Origin of the sequence: Thalassoglobus sp., assembly GCF_048270125.1 — a bacterium.
In the GTDB taxonomy this organism is placed as follows: domain Bacteria; phylum Planctomycetota; class Planctomycetia; order Planctomycetales; family Planctomycetaceae; genus Thalassoglobus.
The window spans coordinates 18100-35813 of sequence record NZ_JBLWTN010000032.1; the positions used below are offsets into that span (position 1 = coordinate 18100).

The following is a 17714-nucleotide window of genomic DNA, read 5'->3' on the forward strand; positions in this document are numbered from 1 at the left end:
AGATAATAGAGGCTGCGATGTCATTTCGCAGCGCATGAGTCCCGCAAGAAACTTGTCATTCAGAAAAATCAAACCCGCGAACGCTTCTTGCGACCTTTGACAAAACTGTTAACGACCATGTTGCCCATGTCTTGAGCGTTGCAGGTAGCACTGATTCCTCCAGAAACCTGAGCCATTTGCTCGACGAAATTGACGAGTCCGTAATAGAAATAGTCCTCGATCAATGCAAAGCTGGAGATTTGAATTCCCGCATTCTTACATTTTTTGACTTCGCTCAAGGTCGCCCGAGCAGTTCTTTCCGCGGGTGGGTAAAGCAAGACGATCTCTCGACCTTCGATATGAGCCGTCGGCTCTCCGTCGGTGATGCAAATGATTTGCTGGTTCTGAGCGGGCTGCTTCTTCAGAATTCGACGAGCGAACTGTAAGCCCGCTTGTATGTTTGTGAAGTGTTCCGGGACGAATGCGGGTGGATTGTCGAGGGAGACCCGCAGGCTGACCTGGGGATCGAAAATGCTGACCTGTTTGGGAGCGGAGTTAAGCAGGTCTCGCTCGGTCATGGCAGTCGCGTAGGTGTAAAAACCGACAATCTGCAAGAAGTCAGACTGATATCTTGATCGCACCAAGGCTTGCAAAGCCATCGCGACTTTCTTGGCAGATGCGTACTTCCCGTACCGCATCATGCTGCCAGACATATCGATCAGCACGACTGTTGCACAGGACGTCTGGTATTCCGTTTCATAGATTTCCAGATCGTCTTCCGAGATGTGAACGGGGGAGCCTCCACCTTGACGATGAATCGCATTCTTCAGCGTTTCATGCATGTTCAAATTGCCGACCGGATCGCCGAATTCATACTTCTTCGACTCGTCCATCTTCACTTGACCAGCCCCACGAAATTCCGTTTCGTGCCGGCCCATCTTGTCTTTGTTCTGAATATTGAACAACGATTCCAAAGCTTTGTTTTCAACTCGCTTTAAGCCTTTGGGAGTGACACGAAACTTTCCTTCGCGATCTTTCTCAACGTACCCTTGCTTCATCAACATGTCGACGACGTCGGGGTTGTCCTCTTCCCATTGTTCAAGCGAATCTAGAACTTCGTCTCCGTAGTCCATCATGAATTCGGAGAATTGATCAAACAGATCATCCGCCGATTGTGGACTGAATCCTTGAGAGGGATCGAATTTTGAGTATTCGAATGAAGGCATTGGGGAGTTGATCCGGGGCTAGGATTGAGGTTTTTGTTTAGGAGCCTTGGCTTTGCTGGGGACTTCTTTTGGTGTTTCCGATTTGGCGCCTGAGGTGTTTTCAGTTGCTGGATCAGTTTTTGGTTCTGCTGTTGGTGATGCAGCCTCGATGGCAGTCTCAGCGGCAGCCTCAGCTACAGGCTCGACAGTTGTCGTCTCTGACGCTGCATCTGACGCTGTCGCTTCTGCTTCGACTTCTTCGTACTCAAAGTAGGCGGGCAATTCTTCCGGTTCGGCGCGAACCTTGCGTTGCTCTTCGACCAACTGCATGAATGGCCCTACTTTTTCGCAGTGGCAGCGAATTGCAGTCTGACTGGCATGCGCTCGCCGTTCGTAATGACATTTCGGACAACGCCACAAACGCCGAGCGTCATATTTAATTCGAACCATCGGTCCACGCATCTGCATGCCTTTTGAATGTCTGTCGACCTGGAGCATCTTCTCATGCTTGTCGTCACCATGAAGGTCACTTTCATGACTTCATAGACTGCTCGCCACAAGGCAGAACGTAAAGACCAACAGTGGATTTGCTCTAAAGTTGAGAAAAAATGAAAGGGGGCAAGACTATTCTATGCAACGTGGGGGAATCTGGCGAGAGGACACTGAACGTTTCCGTAAACTCGCTACAATCTCAGAGAGACCATGTCCATATTAAAACTCAAACGCTCGCGGAACTGATGGGTTACCGAAATCTTAAACAATGTGTTGAAGACCTTGAATCGCACGGTCATCTGGTACGGATTTCAACTGAAATCGATCCGCATCTTGAAGCTGCGGAAATTCAGCGTCGGGTTTTCCAAGCCAATGGCCCGGCACTCTTCTTTGAGAACGTCAAAGGTTGCCGGTTTCCGATGGTCAGCAACCTTTACGGAACGATGGATCGTACGCGATTCCTCTTTCGCGACACGTTGGAAATGGTCAAACGTCTCGTCGAGCTGAAAATCGATCCGTCCGTGGCGATGAAACATCCGTTGCGGTACGCACGCGCGTTTCCGACAGCATGGGCGATGCAACCGAAATATGTCTCGCGCGGACCAGTCAATCAGAATCAAACCACTCTGGATCAACTCCCTCAGCTCGTTAGCTGGCCGGATGATGGGGGGCCATTTGTAACGCTGCCTGCTGTCTACACGGAACACCCAGATGCCTCCGGCTGGCAAAAGTCGAACTTAGGGATGTACCGCGTCCAACTCGGAGGGAACGAATACAAGCAGAACGAAGAGGTTGGCCTGCACTACCAGATTCATCGCGGCATTGGCGTTCATCATGCAGCTGCGATTCGAAAAGGTGAAGCACTACAGGTGAACATCTACATTGGGGGGCCCCCTGCGTTGCCTCTCTCTGCGGTCATGCCGCTTCCGGAAGGACTTTCTGAATTGACATTTGCAGGAGCTTTGGGCGGTCGACGAGTGCGAATGGTCAAACAGTCAAATCACCTTCCACTGATCGCAGAGGCGGACTTCTGCATCACAGGGACCATCGATGCCGATCACCTGAAGCCGGAAGGTCCGTTCGGGGACCATCTCGGTTATTATAGTTTGACGCACGATTTCCCGGTTCTGAATGTCGATCGCGTCTACCATCGAAATGATGCCATCTGGCCGTTCACGGTCGTTGGTCGTCCTCCTCAGGAGGACACATCGTTTGGGGAAATCATTCACGAAATCACTGGCCCGGCGATTCCTTCTGTCTTACCTGGAGTCAAAGCTGTTCATGCAGTCGATGCAGCGGGGGTTCATCCACTTCTGCTTGCCATTGGCAGCGAACGTTACATGCCTTTCGTCGAAGAAAAAGCTCCGCAGGAAATATTGACGCAAGCAAACGCTATTCTGGGACAAGGGCAACTTTCGCTTGCGAAATACCTCTTCATTATCGACGAGGCCGATGAGCCAGGGCTGGATATCGAGGACATTACTAGATATCTCGCGCACGTTCTGCGTCGCGTCGACTGGAAACGCGACCTCCATTTTCAAACAAAGACAACCATCGACACGCTCGATTATACAGGCGATGGCATGAACTCGGGCTCAAAGGTTGTCATCGCTGCCGCTGGAGCGATTCAGAGGGACCTTCCCATTGAGATTCCGTCAAACCTTGATCTGCCAGCAGGGTTCAGAAAACCGATGTCTGTTCTTCCAGGTATTTTAGCCATTGAAGCACCTGAATGTCGGGACCAGAATGATGGGACTTTACAGCGATTCGTTGAGAGCTTCGACGAAGGACATTCACTCAACGCATTCCCATTGATCCTTCTGGTCGATGACGCTGAGTTCACCGCTCGCAATCTGAACAACTTTCTGTGGGTCACTTTCACGCGATCGAATCCAGCTCGTGACATCAGTGGAATCGGAGCCTTTGTAGAACACAAGCATTGGGGCTGTCGTGGTGCGTTAGTCATCGATGCACGAATCAAACCGCATCATGCTCCGCCGTTGATCGAAGACCCTAAAGTGACCGAGCGAGTCAACCAACTCGCTGCTCAAGGTGGGCCCCTGCATGGAATTCTGTAATGGTGAAGCTTGACTGATGCTCGCACCAGAAAGAAAGGCGCCAGAAAGATATTGAACGGGAACCTGAAACAGCGGTTCAACTGAAGCTCGTGTGATCTTGTTCTTGTTCGTCGGTTTGTATGGAACATTCGCTCATTGATGCCTCTCAATTGCACTGATTTCAATGTAGCCGTCCAGTTCCGAACGCAAGATTCATCAAGAAGAGTAGGGCAATCCAACTTCAATCCGGACGATCAGAGCTCAGATGCACTCAGATTGATTCATTCGTTCGAAATGGAGTTGGCGTTGTCTATTTTTAGAGATATGATTCAAGGGAATTCCCTCTGAGATCGATGAGCGATCGGGCAAAAACACTTGGTCAAGGAACAATTTGTGTCGAAATCCGATCCGCACTCGAGTCGAGATCCCAGCATCGACATGACGATCACGGCTCGCGAACTCTGCTTGCGGTTTGTGAAAGAATTCGAGAACGGAGCCGAGCCCGATCTGGAATCGTTCATGGCTGATGTCCCGGCTGAATATCGTCCGGAAGTTCTGGCAGAACTCGTCAATGTTGATCTGCTTCAGAGGCGAGCGCAGGGGGAAAACCCCTCGAAGAGTGAGTACATCAAGAAGTTCCCTCTCGATGGACCGACTATCTCGGCAGCGTTCGACGCCATCTCGGATACCAGAGGCGATCAAACTTATGTCACTGAATCTGCCATCGAGAGTACCGAAATTGATCTGGCTATCGGGGATCAGGTTGGAAAATATGAAATCCGTTCCGTACTCGGTCGCGGTGGCATGGGGATCGTCTTCGGTGCGTTTGACACAGTCATTCTCCGCGAAGTGGCCCTGAAACTTTTGAGTCGCAAGCACGCCGGAGATGAGTCCGCTCTCAATCGACTTCTTCAGGAAGCTCAGGCTGTCGGGGCCGTTCATCACCCCAACATTATCGGCATCTATGATGTCCTGGAAGAGAACGATTCCTACTACCTGGTCATGGAAAAAGTCTCAGGCGAAAACCTTGGTGAGGTTCTAAACTCTTCCGAACATGGGCGGCTCGATTGGGAAACGGCAACACGGGTCATCATTGATTGCTGCAAGGGGCTTGCTGCCGCTCACCAGCAAGGTTTGATTCATCGGGACCTCAAACCGATGAACATCATGCTTACGGATGATTCGTCCGCCAAGTTGCTCGACTTCGGTTTGGCAAAGGCCAATCAATCAGACGAGACCGCATTAACGAAAATCGGAACGGTTCTCGGCACTCCAGATTTCATGAGTCCAGAGCAATGCACGGCTGCCGAAGTCAATCCGGCCTCTGACATTTATTCTCTCGGTGCGACATATTTCGCTCTGCTATCCGGTCACCCCCCCTTCGGTTCACTTCAGAATCATCTGAAGATCATGTTTGCGCATTGCCATCGACCGACTCCAAATATTCTTGATGAACTTCCTGAGTTGCCACCGGCTTGCAACGACATTATTCAAAGGGCCATGGCGAAAGAGTCCGCTGATCGATATCAGTCAGCCCAGGAGTTTCGCGTTGATCTTGAAGCCGTTTTGAATGGGGGCCAACCTTCAGGAAGTACACAATCGTTTTCAGCAACGCAAAGAATAGAAGTCCCCCCAACTACAACGAGTTCAAAAAAGTGGATCAAAGTGGTGACCGTCGCATGCTTGGTCATCTCAATCGCGACTTGGGGAATCACACTGCTTCAAGATATCGAGAAGAATCAGGAAGGACGTCCTGCAAACTCAGTCTCAGGGCAGCAAGAAACCGGTCCGGAAGAGGCCACGTCTCCTCCACTGTTTCGGGGTATCTCTGAAAATACAATCCATCTCGGTACCTCCACTGCTTACAACGGTCCCAGTCAAGAACTGGGGCGAAACATGGTCGTCGGGATGAAATCCTGCTTTGAGAGCATCAACGATGCTGGTGGAATTCATGGTCGCAAAATCTCCTTGACAGTTCTGGATGATCGTTACCAGCCCGAAAAAGCATTGCAGAACATGCAGGATTTTTTTGAGGACAGAGATGTTTTTGCAGTCATTGGAAACGTTGGAACTCCCACAGCCAGGGTGACTTCAAAGTACGCCAGCGAGAATTCGTATCTGTTCTTCGCCCCATTCAGCGGTGCCAGTCTTCTTCGAGAAGATCCACCTGATCGATACGTCTTCAACTATCGTGCCAGTTACATCGACGAGACTGCAGCGATGGTGAAACATTTCGTCGTCAACTTAAGAATCCCTCCAGAAAACATCGCTGTGTTTGCGCAGAACGACGCATACGGGGATGACGGTTTCAAAGGGGTCACGAAAGCGATGCGGGAACACGGGATTCAAGGCGATGATCTGATTCGAGTCGGCTATGAACGCAATCAGTTGGATATCGACGAAGCTGTTTCCACGATCTTGAGCGAACAAGCTAAAGTTCGGGCCATTGTGATGGTGCCAACATATAAAGTTGCAGCGGACTTCGTGAAAAGAATCAAAACGGAAATACCAGAGATGGTTTTTGGCGCTGTTTCGTTTGTCGGAAGTCAGGCACTCGCTGAGGCATTCAATGAAATTGGCCCTCAGTTTGGAGATGGAGTTCTTGTCACGCAAGTGGTCCCTCACTATCTCTCCAACGCCACCGGAGTCCGTCGCTACCGAGAAGACCTCAAGAAGTATTACCCGGAGTATGAGCCAGGGTTTGTTTCACTTGAAGGTTATATTGCTGCTGAATGTTTCGTTGAAGGACTTCGCGATGCAGGTCCGAACTTGAACACTGAATCGTTGATCGATGCGCTGCATTCGATTCGCGATTTAGATTTAGGCATCGGCCCCATCATTCAGTTTAGTCCTTCGAGACATCAGGCGTCTCATAAGGTGTGGGGAACGCAATTAAACGCGCAGGGAGAATTCGAAATCGTGGACCTTGAGTAGAAGCTGAGTCTGAATGCATTGTGATTTTGCGTAATTTGAGTTCAAGGATTTTCAAGGATGGCTTCCCGGTTGAAATATCGAAAACCTCGCCCGTTCAACTTTCTCTTACTTCTGCTTTTGGTCTGCTGGGTTGCCTACCGGCTTGGAGACTTTCAGCAGAACGAGATTCCACCTGCCAGCGACCAGCAGGCAGCACGCGTACTGCGGGTCATCGATGGCGACACACTACTGATCGATGGTGATCGACGGGTTCGTTTAATTGGCGTCGATACTCCAGAAACGAAACACCCCAAACTTCCACCACAACCGTTCGGCGATGAAGCGACTCAATTCACGGTCGATATGGTTGAAGGGAGAACTGTGCAACTTGTTTTCGACAAAGAACGATATGATAGATATCAGCGAATCCTGGCATTCGTATTTGTTGATGACAGGTTTCTGAATGAAGAACTCGTCGCTGCCGGTCTTGCAACAGCTGAGCCACGATATCGATATCGTGATGACTTCAAAAAACGATTTATCGAAGCAGAGAAAATCGCCAAAGAAAAACGCCTCGGAATCTGGTCACTGGAACCGTAAAGCGGACCCGTGAATTCTTCTCTCCGTCAAGAAACTGGTCTTCCTGAGAAGGCTTTGAACTTCACGAGGCAGAATGCATCGATGATCTCTTGAAAGCATTTTTGTGTGTGGAGGCAGTAAGCCAGTGCGAATTGCTTGCTAGAGAATCTTTCGAATTGGTTTGCAGGTTCTGCCTCGTGTCAAATAGCATTTTTCCTAGAGAAATGAGTTCTTCACGGACACACGGTAGAGCAAACTGCTCAAGTTGGCAAAACCGTAAAATGTAAAAGTTTCAGGATTCATGTTCCCGGTGAGGGGATTTTTTGATACTAAGTACCTGTCCAGAAGCCTTTGCAACGAAGAGGTCTCTTCATTATTGAGATACCAGATGCAGGTTTTCGGATCAATTTGAGAGTAAATTTCATATCAGTAATTCACGCTCTGCCTCGTGGTGAACAGTAATTTCACTGTTGAAAAGCGTTCTTCACAGGCAGAAAGATAGAGCGGATTGCTCTAGAGCGTTTAGCAGGGATGATCCTGGTTCTGAAGTGTGCAAATTGAATTTGTGTCTCTATCAGAAATCAGCAGACAACCTGTTGCGAATAATATTCCTCGACTCGACAGGGAAGGAGTCTTCGTGTCGAAACCAGATCATATCCCCAGCCCCAGGCATCTCTTCCCGGAAGCTGCTGCCTGGGTTATCTCAGGCAAACGTGGCATCCTGCGGGGCCGTTGGCTGCTGAAGCAAGAACGTGACTGGTTTCCAGCCTGGTCGATTGGATCGATCGCGGGCGTTTGTGGAGTGATGCTTGCGGCGTTACTCTTTTTCTTTGAAGCTCCAAAGTTGGCAGCTTCGCCGACCGAACGGGAAGAGGTCTCCCTGGCGACTCAGTCGTTACTCACAATGGCTGATCCAGAACCGGTTCTTCCAACATCCGCACCCCCTTTTGTTGTTGGTGAATTTCCAATACAGAGTCGTACCTCGAATCTTTCTGGATCAGAACTGGTACGGACCGAGCTTCCGTATGTTTGGGATCAGGTCGAAATGGCCAATCTCGAGTCACGTCCAATCCGGCACCGAGACCCCTTCGTAAAAGACTCCTGGACAACGACCGCGCGAAATCAATTTTTCGCCAGCAACTTCACCCCATACTTCGTGCAAGGGGCAACGGTTCCTGTTACGCCGACTTACGTCACCAGTTCCGGTGCTCGAACAGAATTTGATGGAGTCGAGGCGACTCGCTCGCAAGCAGTGCTGGTCGAAAAACAAGCTGTAGGACATACGACCACCGGTCAGTCATATTCCTATGAAATCTACGTCACCAATCGTTCAAACGATCCGATTGATGAAGTCGTTTTACGTGAACAGATCTCAGCGATTCATCGAGTCACGGAAGTTTCACCACCAGCAGCTGTGCGAGGGGATGAACTGGTCTGGTCACTCGGAAAATTAACCGGGAAAGAACGGAAAATTCTGAAGGTGACTCTTATTCCAGACTCGGTAAAGCAAATTGAGACTCAGACGACAGTCAGTAATAAATCCAGAGTCGGCGGGAATGCGAATGTCAATGCACCGGTCATCGAAGAGCCAGCTCTATTGCCACTTGAGCCGGAAGAACCGGTCCTTCCACAAATCGATGAGCCACCACCGAAACGTGTCCCTGCTCCAAGTCCAATTTCTGAACTCCCGAAACCATTTCCTGAACTTAAGCTGGCAGTAACGCCTGTCGGAATCGTCAAGCAGGGTGAAACACTCTCGTTAACGTTCACTATCTCTAATGTCGGAACTGCGGCAGCTGAGAATGTTTCGTTGCGGGTCAATCTCTCAGAGAACTTCCGCCATAAATTTGGGGAGCACATCGAGCACACAATTACACGGCTGGAGCCGGGACAAAGTCGACGGGCCTTGCTGCAGGCTCGGGCGCTGGAATCTGGACAGGGAAAACTTTCAGCATCTCTGGAAATGCAGGGGACTGAAGAGGGAAGCCAAGACCTCGATATTCAGGTTGAGCCGATCTCGAAGTCGATCTCCAGTCGCCGTAGCGTCGCACCGGTTGTTGAATGCAAGCGTCCCGAAACTCTTGATCTCGATGAAGATCAAGTCCCCGAGAGCATTGCAACGAACTTAGTCCAATGGCGTAAATCGGAATCGTTCTAGAGCATCTTTCGGATTGGTTTGCAGGTTCTGCCTCGTGGCGAACAGCATTTTTACTAGAGAAATGCGTTCTTCACGGGCACACGGTAGAGCAAACTGCTCTAGGATTCTACGGACATTCAAACGATATCAGCGACAACGGCTGTCAGAGCCCGAATGGAGTAACGTCTCTTAAGGATCGGTCAAATTCGGTGCCCAGACTCCCTGTTTAACGGGAGGAATCTCACCCGATTCGGGGAACGATCCGATGATCGCTTCGTTGAGCTTCTTCGAGAGATCGGTGACGATCTCACCCAGGTGAGCGTTCTTGGCGAGATTGTTTTGTTCGAGCGGATCCTTCGTGTGGTCGTAGAGCTCACGACCATCCTGCCCGTTGTTCCATTCGGTGTATCGCCAACGTGGGGTTCGAATACTGTACCCGAATCTCTGCTGATTCCGTCCGCCTCGCATCACCTGAGTCACGGCCCATCCGCGCCCCTCTTTGGTGGTGTCGTTCAAGATTGGAGTCAGGTCCTGTCCCTGAAGATTCTCTGGAGTCGGGACGTTGCACATGTTGGCGAGGGTTGGGTACAAGTCGATCAGTCCGACAGGTGTTCTTGCGACCTTCCCAGCTTCTTTTACGCCGGGACCGGCGATGATTAGCGGAACCCGTGCACTTTCTTCGAACAGGCTCATCTTCTGCCACAGTCCATGTTCCCCAAGGTGGTATCCATGATCACTCGTGAAAACCACAATCGTGTTCTCCGCCAGACCAAGTTCTTCGAGTTTGTCGAGAACACGCCCGACCTGGGCATCCATAAACGAGACGCTGGCAAAGTATGCTTGAATCGCTTGTTGGCGTAGGTCGTCGTTAAGTAAATCGTGCTCTTTCTTGTGGGAGCCGAGTGCATCAGGCGGGAGGTCTTTGACGCTCTCTTCGACTCCTTCCACAAGTGGCATCTCCTTGACCGGGTATCCTTTGAAGTACGGCTTGGGAGCGACATACGGAGTGTGTGGGCGGAAGAACCCCAGGGCCATGAAAAAGGGTCGGTCCTTGTCTCTCGCACAGCGTTCAAGTACCCATTCTGCATCAGAGGCCAGCATGCCATCGGTGTGAAGTTTGTCACCACGCGGAGAGGCGTACCAGCTGAGCGTGCCACCGAAGCTGTTCTTCTTCAATGAGAAAATGTCTGGCTCTTCAAGGAGGCGATCACAGCCCGCCGGATTCAATTCCAATTCCCATGAACCGGGGTCATCGTGCCCATTCGTTCCGACAGATTTCGGAACATTATAATGATACAACTTCCCGATTCGGGCAGCGAAGTATCCTTGCATTCGAAACGCATGCGAAAGACTTTGGTGAGATGGAATTGTTTGGCGGAAAATCTGGCTGTTGCGATGAATCCCGGTGCTGTTCGGATACAACCCACAAAGCATGGAGTTTCGACTCGGACCACAGAGCGGGTACTGGCAGTAAGCCCGGTCAAAAAGAACTCCACGTTCTGCAATTCGATCAATGTTCGGTGATGTCACTTGCGGATGGCCGTAGCACCCCAATGATGTATTGAGATCGTCCGAAATGATGAACAAGACGTTTGGTCGCTTTTCCGCAGCGTGCAGTTGCGGAACGAAATTCTCAAGAGAGAGAGTCGACATCAACAAAAAGGAACTGGCGTAAAGTCCCAGCAGTTTTCGAACGCTCATTAAGACGGCTTTCGCTCTAAGGATTCGACGAGATTCGTTTTGCAGAAGCTTCGTTTTATGATTTCGCTCTCGTTTTTGCCACTCACTCGATGCAATTTCAATGGCTGCCGCGACCGTGAAAATCGCATTGCCGATGCTCTCGACGTGGTCCGAAAAGCTGAATTTCACCTCGTCAAGACTGAGGTTGCCGATCTTTACCAGACTCAACGATCCTTTCTGTGCGTCAAGTTTCATGCCTGAACAAGGATGGAGAGAACGTCCTGAAGAAGTCGGGAAGTGATGGGGCTTGTTGATCGGGGAACTACGTATTCCATGAGTTTTGTCGTACTCGGTGACTGACTCACTCTTCTGCTGAACACAGCTGGCACAGCCCGGAATTCCTGATTTTGACTCACTTACCCGGGTCGCTTCGTCCAGGGAGAGGGTTGCCATGGGGCATAAAACTCAGGGCGTCTCTCGCTGAATTGTTGAGTCTAGACACTTCGACCAGCCTGGAACATCTATTGTTAATTTGCCTAAGGAGGCATCGATCGGTGTTGATGTTTTAATTTTTTATTTTTTCAGAACTTTTTGAAAGAGGCGTGGTTTAGTAAGGGTACTGAATTTTGTTCCTTTTTCTAGAAGCTTGGAGGTCTCGGAAGCGTTGAGTTAAAGACTGCTAACAGGCAGGTCAAAAGACATGGTTGCTTTTAAGTGGAATTAATTTCGGGTCCTCTCCCGTGACTGATGGGACAGGTTTTGTACCTCTTTTTCTGAAAGTGCTAATATGGCTCAGCGCCACTCATTTCGTCGGGGCTTTACGCTGATTGAGCTTTTGGTGGTCATCGCCATCATTGCGATTCTTGTTGCTTTACTGCTGCCTGCTGTTCAACAGGCTCGCGAGGCTGCCCGGCGGACGCAATGTAAGAACAATTTGAAACAGCTGGGGCTTGCGCTCCACAATTACCACGATGTGTACAATCAATTTCCTCCTGGACAAGTTTTCTCAGGAGATCCGACGCTCGCGAATCAAACAGCTGATCGGCAGACATTCTCACTGAACCATACCGGTTTTACGATGTTGCTGCCGTACATTGATCAGGGACCGCTTTACAATCTATGGGATCCAAATATTGCTTCTGGGCCTGCACTCAGAGCGGGAAGTGCTCCTGTTTGGGGGGATCCAACACTCAATCATCAAGTGACTCAGCAACGGATACCAGCGTTTCTTTGCCCATCGGACAGTAATCAAGGACCAGCTCCAAACGTTGCAACTGGAGAGTACGCTTCAACTCAAGGAGCTCTTACCAGTTACGTCTTTAATGCTGGCTACAGTGGGGAGGAATACCGGACATACTCGATCTACAAGAGCAGTACGGTCGTCATGCCAACCGGAAAGACGGTCCGGCGAATCGGAGCCTTTGGAAATAATGGATCTGCAAGAATGGCTGATTTCACCGATGGAACATCCAATTCAATTGCAATGGGTGAAGTAATTCTCGACAAATCCAGTACAAGCTACCTGCCACTCTGGGGGCAAGGTCGACACGTTGGGACTTACGGGCGCGTCATTCCGGATCCAACTCCCGGACACGTCAATAACTGTCGCTACCGAATTAACGCCCACTTCGATTGTGATGCAGCCAATGTCGGAAAGCCATACGCCTGGACCTACTCCAGTTCGCATGTGGGTGGGGGACAGTTTCTGCTCGCAGATGGAAGTATCCGCTTCCTGAGCGAGAACATCGACTGGCCAACTTTCGTATATCTGAATTTCATTAAAGACGGAGAAGTCATCGGCGAATTCTAATCGTTTGAGTCCTTGTCCTGAATTTAATACCTGCCTGGAGGGTTTTAGAACACTCTAGGCAGGGTTCATTTTTCACACTGGTTGTGTTTTAAGGATCTGTTGTTGTGTTAAATTTTTTCAGATTATTTCAAGCAGCCGTATTGGTTTCTATCTTATTTGTCTCTGGGTGTGGTGGTTATGATCCGCCTAAAAACCCTGGTGAGGGTGATGATGCTCCGGTGATGCAGGATGTCCCGGACGCAAAACCGTAACTTGTTGAGTCGAGCCACCCTGAAAGCCACTTTTGGCAGGGTGGCTCGCTATTTTTGATTGATTAAGTCGGGTGCCGTCTCGTGAATTCGAGGGATTCCTCACGTGGAAAACACTCTTCACGGACATAAGTCACGGACTGAAGAAACACAAAGCTGTTTCAACAGTGTTTCAGCCGGGATATCTCTGAGAGCAGTTTGAATTTTGAGCCTGCCGTGATAGTTCCTGGGAAGGTCACATTCAAAATTCGCAGTGATCATTCTCTCAATCCGCCTGATCCGCGTTCAGGCAGACTCACATTCAAGTTTTTACACCACGAGGTCCGGCGGACACACGGTCTTCGGTGAAGGGCAAAATCTCTTTTCCGTAGATGATTGACGAATTCATTGTGTCCCTTATGATCACCATATCGGCTTGGGTGCTTGGGAGCGTGTTGCTTTCAAGAGAATAGGGAAGACGGTGTGATTCCGTCGCGGTCCCGCCGCTGTAACCGAGGACGAACGTCGCGTTCACCACTGTGAATCAGCACTGTGAATCAGGCACTGCGAAGATCCACTTCATTGAGTGCTCACGGGAAGGTGCGACAAGTAGGAAGATCCGGAAGCCAGAAGACCTGCCCAGATGTCGACAGATTTTCAGTCCCTTCGTGGAATAGGTCTCACTGAGAGCCAGTGAGTGGGGAGAATGTCTACGGCTGCGCACTCTGCGTTTTCTGTATTCAAACTTCCTGACTCAAGTGCTTTCACACTTTTGAGTCCTCTTCTCCAAAGTTGCTGAAATTAATGCGATACCGTTTCTGCGTAGACTTTCTACGGTGATGGTGTCGTCACGACAACGGAGATTTGTCATGTTCCTCTTGCGGCGTCCTCGCTCTCAGCGAGGTTTTACTCTCATCGAATTGCTGGTTGTGATTGCGATCATTGCAATTTTGGTTGCGCTACTTCTTCCAGCCGTCCAACAAGCCCGTGCAGCTGCCCGCCGTGCTCAATGTAAATCACGGTTGAAGCAAATCGTTTTAGCGATGCACAACTATGCAGATGTCCATTACGAAATGATGATGCCGTTCGTCATCGAAGACACCGAACGTTTGAATTATCTCAAAACCTTTAGTGGGAATCAGGGGACTGCTCAGTTCTGGTTCGGGACAGTCGACTACGATGAACCGAACATTGAAGACCAGTTAGACTACACCAACGGCCCGCTCGCACCGTATATGGAAACAAATTACACGGTGTTTCAATGTCCAGATTTTGGTCCATCTCAAATGGACAACATTCGCTTCGGAAAGCCAGCATCGGGGTTTGCCTTCAACGGATACGAGCTTTCTAGATCATCAGGAGTCGATTGGCTGCCACCGACCTGGGCTGCTGTCGACAATCCTAAACCAGCGACTCGTCGCTTCCGGGATGTTGCTCAAATGACTGAGACGATTGCCTTCGCGGATAGTGCTCAGGTGAGAACGGTCTCTTTTTCACCTCCCACTTTCAGCTTCGAAGAGAACTGGATTCTTGACGCTCCTGATCGCAACTTTCCAAACGTTCACTTCCGCCACAACGATTCTGCAAATGTTGCGTTTCTCGATGGGCATGTGAAGTCGTTTGGTCGCAATTTCTCCATTCAGGTTCCCGGACCGAATTTTGTTTCACAAGAACAGGCCGATCTTATGGATGAACACCGACTCGGATACGTGACCGACGGTGACCCGGACAATCTCGGCAAATTCTATGATCGCGAATAATCGTTGATTCAGTTCCTTATGCAGAATGAGCAAACAATCAGGAGTTGGCAATGATTCGCAAATTTCTATTCATCCTCTGTCTCGCCCCGCTAGTCGGTTGCGGTTCCGAGGATTCGACAGCCACTGAAAATGTTCTTTGGAGAGTCGCCTACGATCAGAAGTCGAAACAGGCTTACCTGATCGAAACTTCGGTTCAATTGCCTGTTTCAAACCCAGAGAATCCGAGGTCTCAGTTGCAACCGGCACTCTACTGTGCCAGTTGTCAAAAGTGGTATCCCGCACCTCCGCTGGAACAACTCAATCGGACTCCCGGAGCGGGCAAATGCCCAAAGGATTCAGGGCCGCTCACAGTTGACGGTCCACTGCCTGAGCAGAAATTAAGCTTCCGATCAGAGGCGAGCGAATGAGTATTCCGGTCGTCTTATCATGGAGTGGTGGTAAGGACTGTGCGCTTGCGCTGGATCGCCTTCTTTCAGAGGATCGTTATGAAGTCGTCTCGTTGTTGACGACGTTCACACGTGAGTACGAGCGAGTTTCGATGCACGGAGTCCGACGTGAACTGATTCTCGAACAGGCGAGGGCCATCGGGCTTCCGCTGTCTGAATCATGGATCGAAAAAGGAGCCTGCAACGCCGACTATGAAGCAGCAATGTCCGCTTCTCTTGAACAATTCAAACTCACAGGAGTCGAGACGATCGCCTTCGGAGATTTGTACGTCGAAGAAATCCGGGCATACCGTGACCAACTTGTTCAGCGAGTGGGCATGCAATCTCTTTACCCGATCTGGGGAGAGGAGACGACTGCGCTCGCTGAGCGGTTTGTCGCGGGTGGGTTCAACGCGATAACTTGTTGTGTCGACACCAAGCAGATTCCAGAATCGTTTTGTGGTCGAGAATTGGATTCTGCATTTTTTGAGACTCTTCCCGATTCAGCGGATCGCTGTGGCGAAAATGGAGAGTTTCATTCATTTGTTTACAACTGTCCTCAAATGAGTTCACAGATCGAAGTCTGTGTCGGAGAGACTCAGCGAGACGGGCAATTTGTTTTTTCAGATCTCACACTTGCAACAGCAAGCATTCACTTTCAACAGGATGCAATTACATGAACGTTCCTCAACAGAACAAGAACACAGAAGTTCCACGTTGGAAATTCGTCGCATTCATTTTTGGATACACGATTCTACTCAAGCTTCTTCCTTATGTGCTTTACAACATGGGAATGGATGTTGAGAAGGATTTCGCAATCTACCCCTGGGCGTTCTCGCCCATCTTTGCACTTGGGGTTTTTGGGGGAGCGATGTATCGCTCCAAGATGAATGCACTCTGGTTGCCAGTCGCAGCGATTTTCGTCGGCGACATTGGTGTTGGACTCATTTCCGGTCATCCTGAATGGGCATTCTACTCTGACCAACCCGTTGTCTATGCAGCGTTTGCGTTGTGTGCGGTTCTTGGATATGCACTTCGCGAAAATCGTTCATGGGGACGCATCGCCGGGGCAGGAGTTGGAAGCTGTCTTGCTTTCTTCCTGATTACCAACTTTGCAACATGGGTCGGATCGACGATTTATCCCCCCACTACTGAAGGCTTGATTGCCTGTTACGTTGCTGGTCTTCCATTCTTGAAGAATTCTCTGATTGCAACGACTGTTTTTGGTGGACTGCTCTTCAGTCCAGTTGCGATTCGTCAAACCAGCACACAGGAAGTTCAACCGGAGTTGATCCCGGCGACTTCAGGAAACTGATTTTTCTCGAGAGCCCATTTGAAGATGATCGCGTTCAGCCTTGTGGCGGACAGCCAATTTACTGGTGAAACGCGATCTACAGGCTTCAAGTATGCGACGAAATGTTGAATTTTTTTTGTGCAGTTTACTTCGAGATGTTTCATGCAACATCGTGTGATTAGTTTGATTGCCAGTGCGACAGAGATCGTTGCAGCACTGGGGTATGAAGATGCACTTGTGGGGAGATCTCACGAGTGCGACTTTCCTCCGAGTGTTGACCGGCTGCCGGTTTGTTCGGAGCCACGAATTGACGTTAGCGGGACGAGCCTGGAAATTGACATTGCTGTCAAAAACGCAGTCCAGGAAGTCCTCTCGGTCTATTCCGTCTTTAAAGATGAGCTGGAACGCCTGCAGCCGACTCTGATTGTCACACAAACGCAATGTGAAGTTTGTGCTGTCAACTTAAAGGATGTCGAAGCTGCGGTCTGCGAACTGGTCAACTCGAATCCTCAGATTGTCTCCTGCGAACCGATGGCACTCCCGGATGTCTGGGTCGATATTAAAAACGTCGCGATTGCTTTAGGCGATCCCGCGGCAGCTGACCGGCTCAATCACGAGCTTCAGCAGCGTCTGGAAGCCATTCGAAGTGAGTTCGGAAAGACTGAGAAGCCGCCGACGATTGCCTGCATCGAATGGCTCGAACCGATCATGATCGCGGGGAACTGGGTGCCGGAGTTAGTCAGAATAGCTGGTGGTCATGCTGTAATGGCAGAGGATGGGAAGCATTCTCCGTATCAGTCCTGGGATGATCTTGTCGAAATCGATCCCGATGTGATTGCGATCATGCCTTGCGGATTTGATATCGCGCGCACGGTGAAAGAGATAAACCTGCTGACAGATCATCCACGTTGGAACGAACTCTCAGCTGTCAAAAATGGACGTGTTTATCTCACCGATGGTAATCAGTACTTCAATCGCCCCGGTCCACGTGTCGTGGAATCAGCAGAAATTCTCGTTGAACTGTTACATCAGAACGTCGAGCCGAAACACCACGGAACTGGCTGGATTCGAATCGACGAAATAGATTGAGACGAGTCGTCACGCGGACCGTAGTCCGGGACCATTGTCCCGGACAAACCTGAAGCAGACTTCTCGA

At 50.0% G+C, this 17714-nt stretch carries 13 protein-coding genes and 1 riboswitch; of the genes, 10 read left to right on the top strand and 3 right to left on the bottom strand.

What is annotated here, in order from left to right; all coding sequences use genetic code 11:
- Positions 1-68 precede the first annotated feature (68 nt).
- Entirely contained in the window at positions 69-1205 is a 1137-nt protein-coding gene (locus ACN0YR_RS22215) for a VWA domain-containing protein (RefSeq protein ID WP_417851403.1), read from the bottom strand.
- 18 nt (positions 1206-1223) lie between these two features.
- Entirely contained in the window at positions 1224-1514 is a 291-nt protein-coding gene (locus ACN0YR_RS22220; protein WP_417851404.1) for a hypothetical protein, read from the bottom strand.
- Positions 1515-1921: 407 nt separating this feature from the next.
- Between ACN0YR_RS22220 and ACN0YR_RS22225 the strand changes: the two genes are divergently transcribed.
- The 4 genes from ACN0YR_RS22225 to ACN0YR_RS22240 all read left to right on the top strand — a co-directional run bounded on the left by ACN0YR_RS22225 (position 1922) and on the right by ACN0YR_RS22240 (position 9383).
- Positions 1922-3754, top strand: coding sequence for a UbiD family decarboxylase (locus ACN0YR_RS22225; RefSeq protein WP_417851405.1), 1833 nt, complete (start codon positions 1922-1924; stop codon positions 3752-3754).
- A 372-nt stretch (positions 3755-4126) separates the two neighbouring features.
- Positions 4127-6667 carry an ABC transporter substrate-binding protein gene (locus ACN0YR_RS22230; RefSeq protein WP_417851406.1) on the top strand — a complete coding sequence of 847 codons (2541 nt, stop codon included), beginning with the start codon at positions 4127-4129 and terminating at the stop codon, positions 6665-6667.
- Between the two features lie 57 nt (positions 6668-6724).
- Entirely contained in the window at positions 6725-7246 is a 522-nt protein-coding gene (locus ACN0YR_RS22235) for a thermonuclease family protein (RefSeq protein WP_417851407.1), read from the top strand.
- A 616-nt stretch (positions 7247-7862) separates the two neighbouring features.
- Positions 7863-9383, top strand: a complete 1521-nt coding sequence (locus ACN0YR_RS22240) for a CARDB domain-containing protein (protein WP_417851408.1) — start codon at positions 7863-7865, stop codon at positions 9381-9383.
- Between the two features lie 168 nt (positions 9384-9551).
- Here the strand turns inward: ACN0YR_RS22240 and ACN0YR_RS22245 are convergent, their stop codons facing one another.
- Positions 9552-11015, bottom strand: a complete 1464-nt coding sequence (locus tag ACN0YR_RS22245) for a sulfatase (RefSeq protein WP_417851438.1) — start codon at positions 11013-11015, stop codon at positions 9552-9554.
- An 814-nt stretch (positions 11016-11829) separates the two neighbouring features.
- Here ACN0YR_RS22245 and ACN0YR_RS22250 point away from each other — a divergent pair.
- The 6 genes from ACN0YR_RS22250 to ACN0YR_RS22275 all read left to right on the top strand — a co-directional run bounded on the left by ACN0YR_RS22250 (position 11830) and on the right by ACN0YR_RS22275 (position 17647).
- Positions 11830-12852, top strand: coding sequence for a DUF1559 domain-containing protein (locus tag ACN0YR_RS22250; protein WP_417851409.1), 1023 nt, complete (start codon positions 11830-11832; stop codon positions 12850-12852).
- Positions 12853-13500: 648 nt separating this feature from the next.
- A riboswitch (cobalamin riboswitch) is annotated at positions 13501-13737 on the top strand.
- 211 nt (positions 13738-13948) lie between these two features.
- Positions 13949-14839, top strand: coding sequence for a DUF1559 domain-containing protein (locus tag ACN0YR_RS22255; RefSeq protein WP_417851410.1), 891 nt, complete (start codon positions 13949-13951; stop codon positions 14837-14839).
- Positions 14840-14889: 50 nt separating this feature from the next.
- On the top strand, positions 14890-15246 hold the full coding sequence (locus ACN0YR_RS22260; protein ID WP_417851411.1) for a hypothetical protein: 357 nt from the start codon (positions 14890-14892) through the stop codon (positions 15244-15246).
- Complete coding sequence (locus ACN0YR_RS22265) at positions 15243-15944, top strand: ATP-binding protein (protein WP_417851412.1); 702 nt, start codon at positions 15243-15245, stop codon at positions 15942-15944. The genes ACN0YR_RS22260 and ACN0YR_RS22265 overlap by 4 nt, the downstream gene beginning before the upstream one ends.
- A complete protein-coding gene (locus tag ACN0YR_RS22270; protein WP_417851413.1) occupies positions 15941-16579 on the top strand; it encodes a DUF6580 family putative transport protein in 639 nt (212 codons plus the stop codon). Before ACN0YR_RS22265 ends, ACN0YR_RS22270 begins: the two co-directional genes overlap by 4 nt.
- 141 nt (positions 16580-16720) lie before the next feature.
- The gene (locus tag ACN0YR_RS22275) at positions 16721-17647 is read left to right on the top strand and encodes a cobalamin-binding protein (RefSeq protein WP_417851414.1); all 927 of its coding nucleotides are present in this window, start codon (positions 16721-16723) and stop codon (positions 17645-17647) included.
- Positions 17648-17714 lie beyond the last annotated feature (67 nt).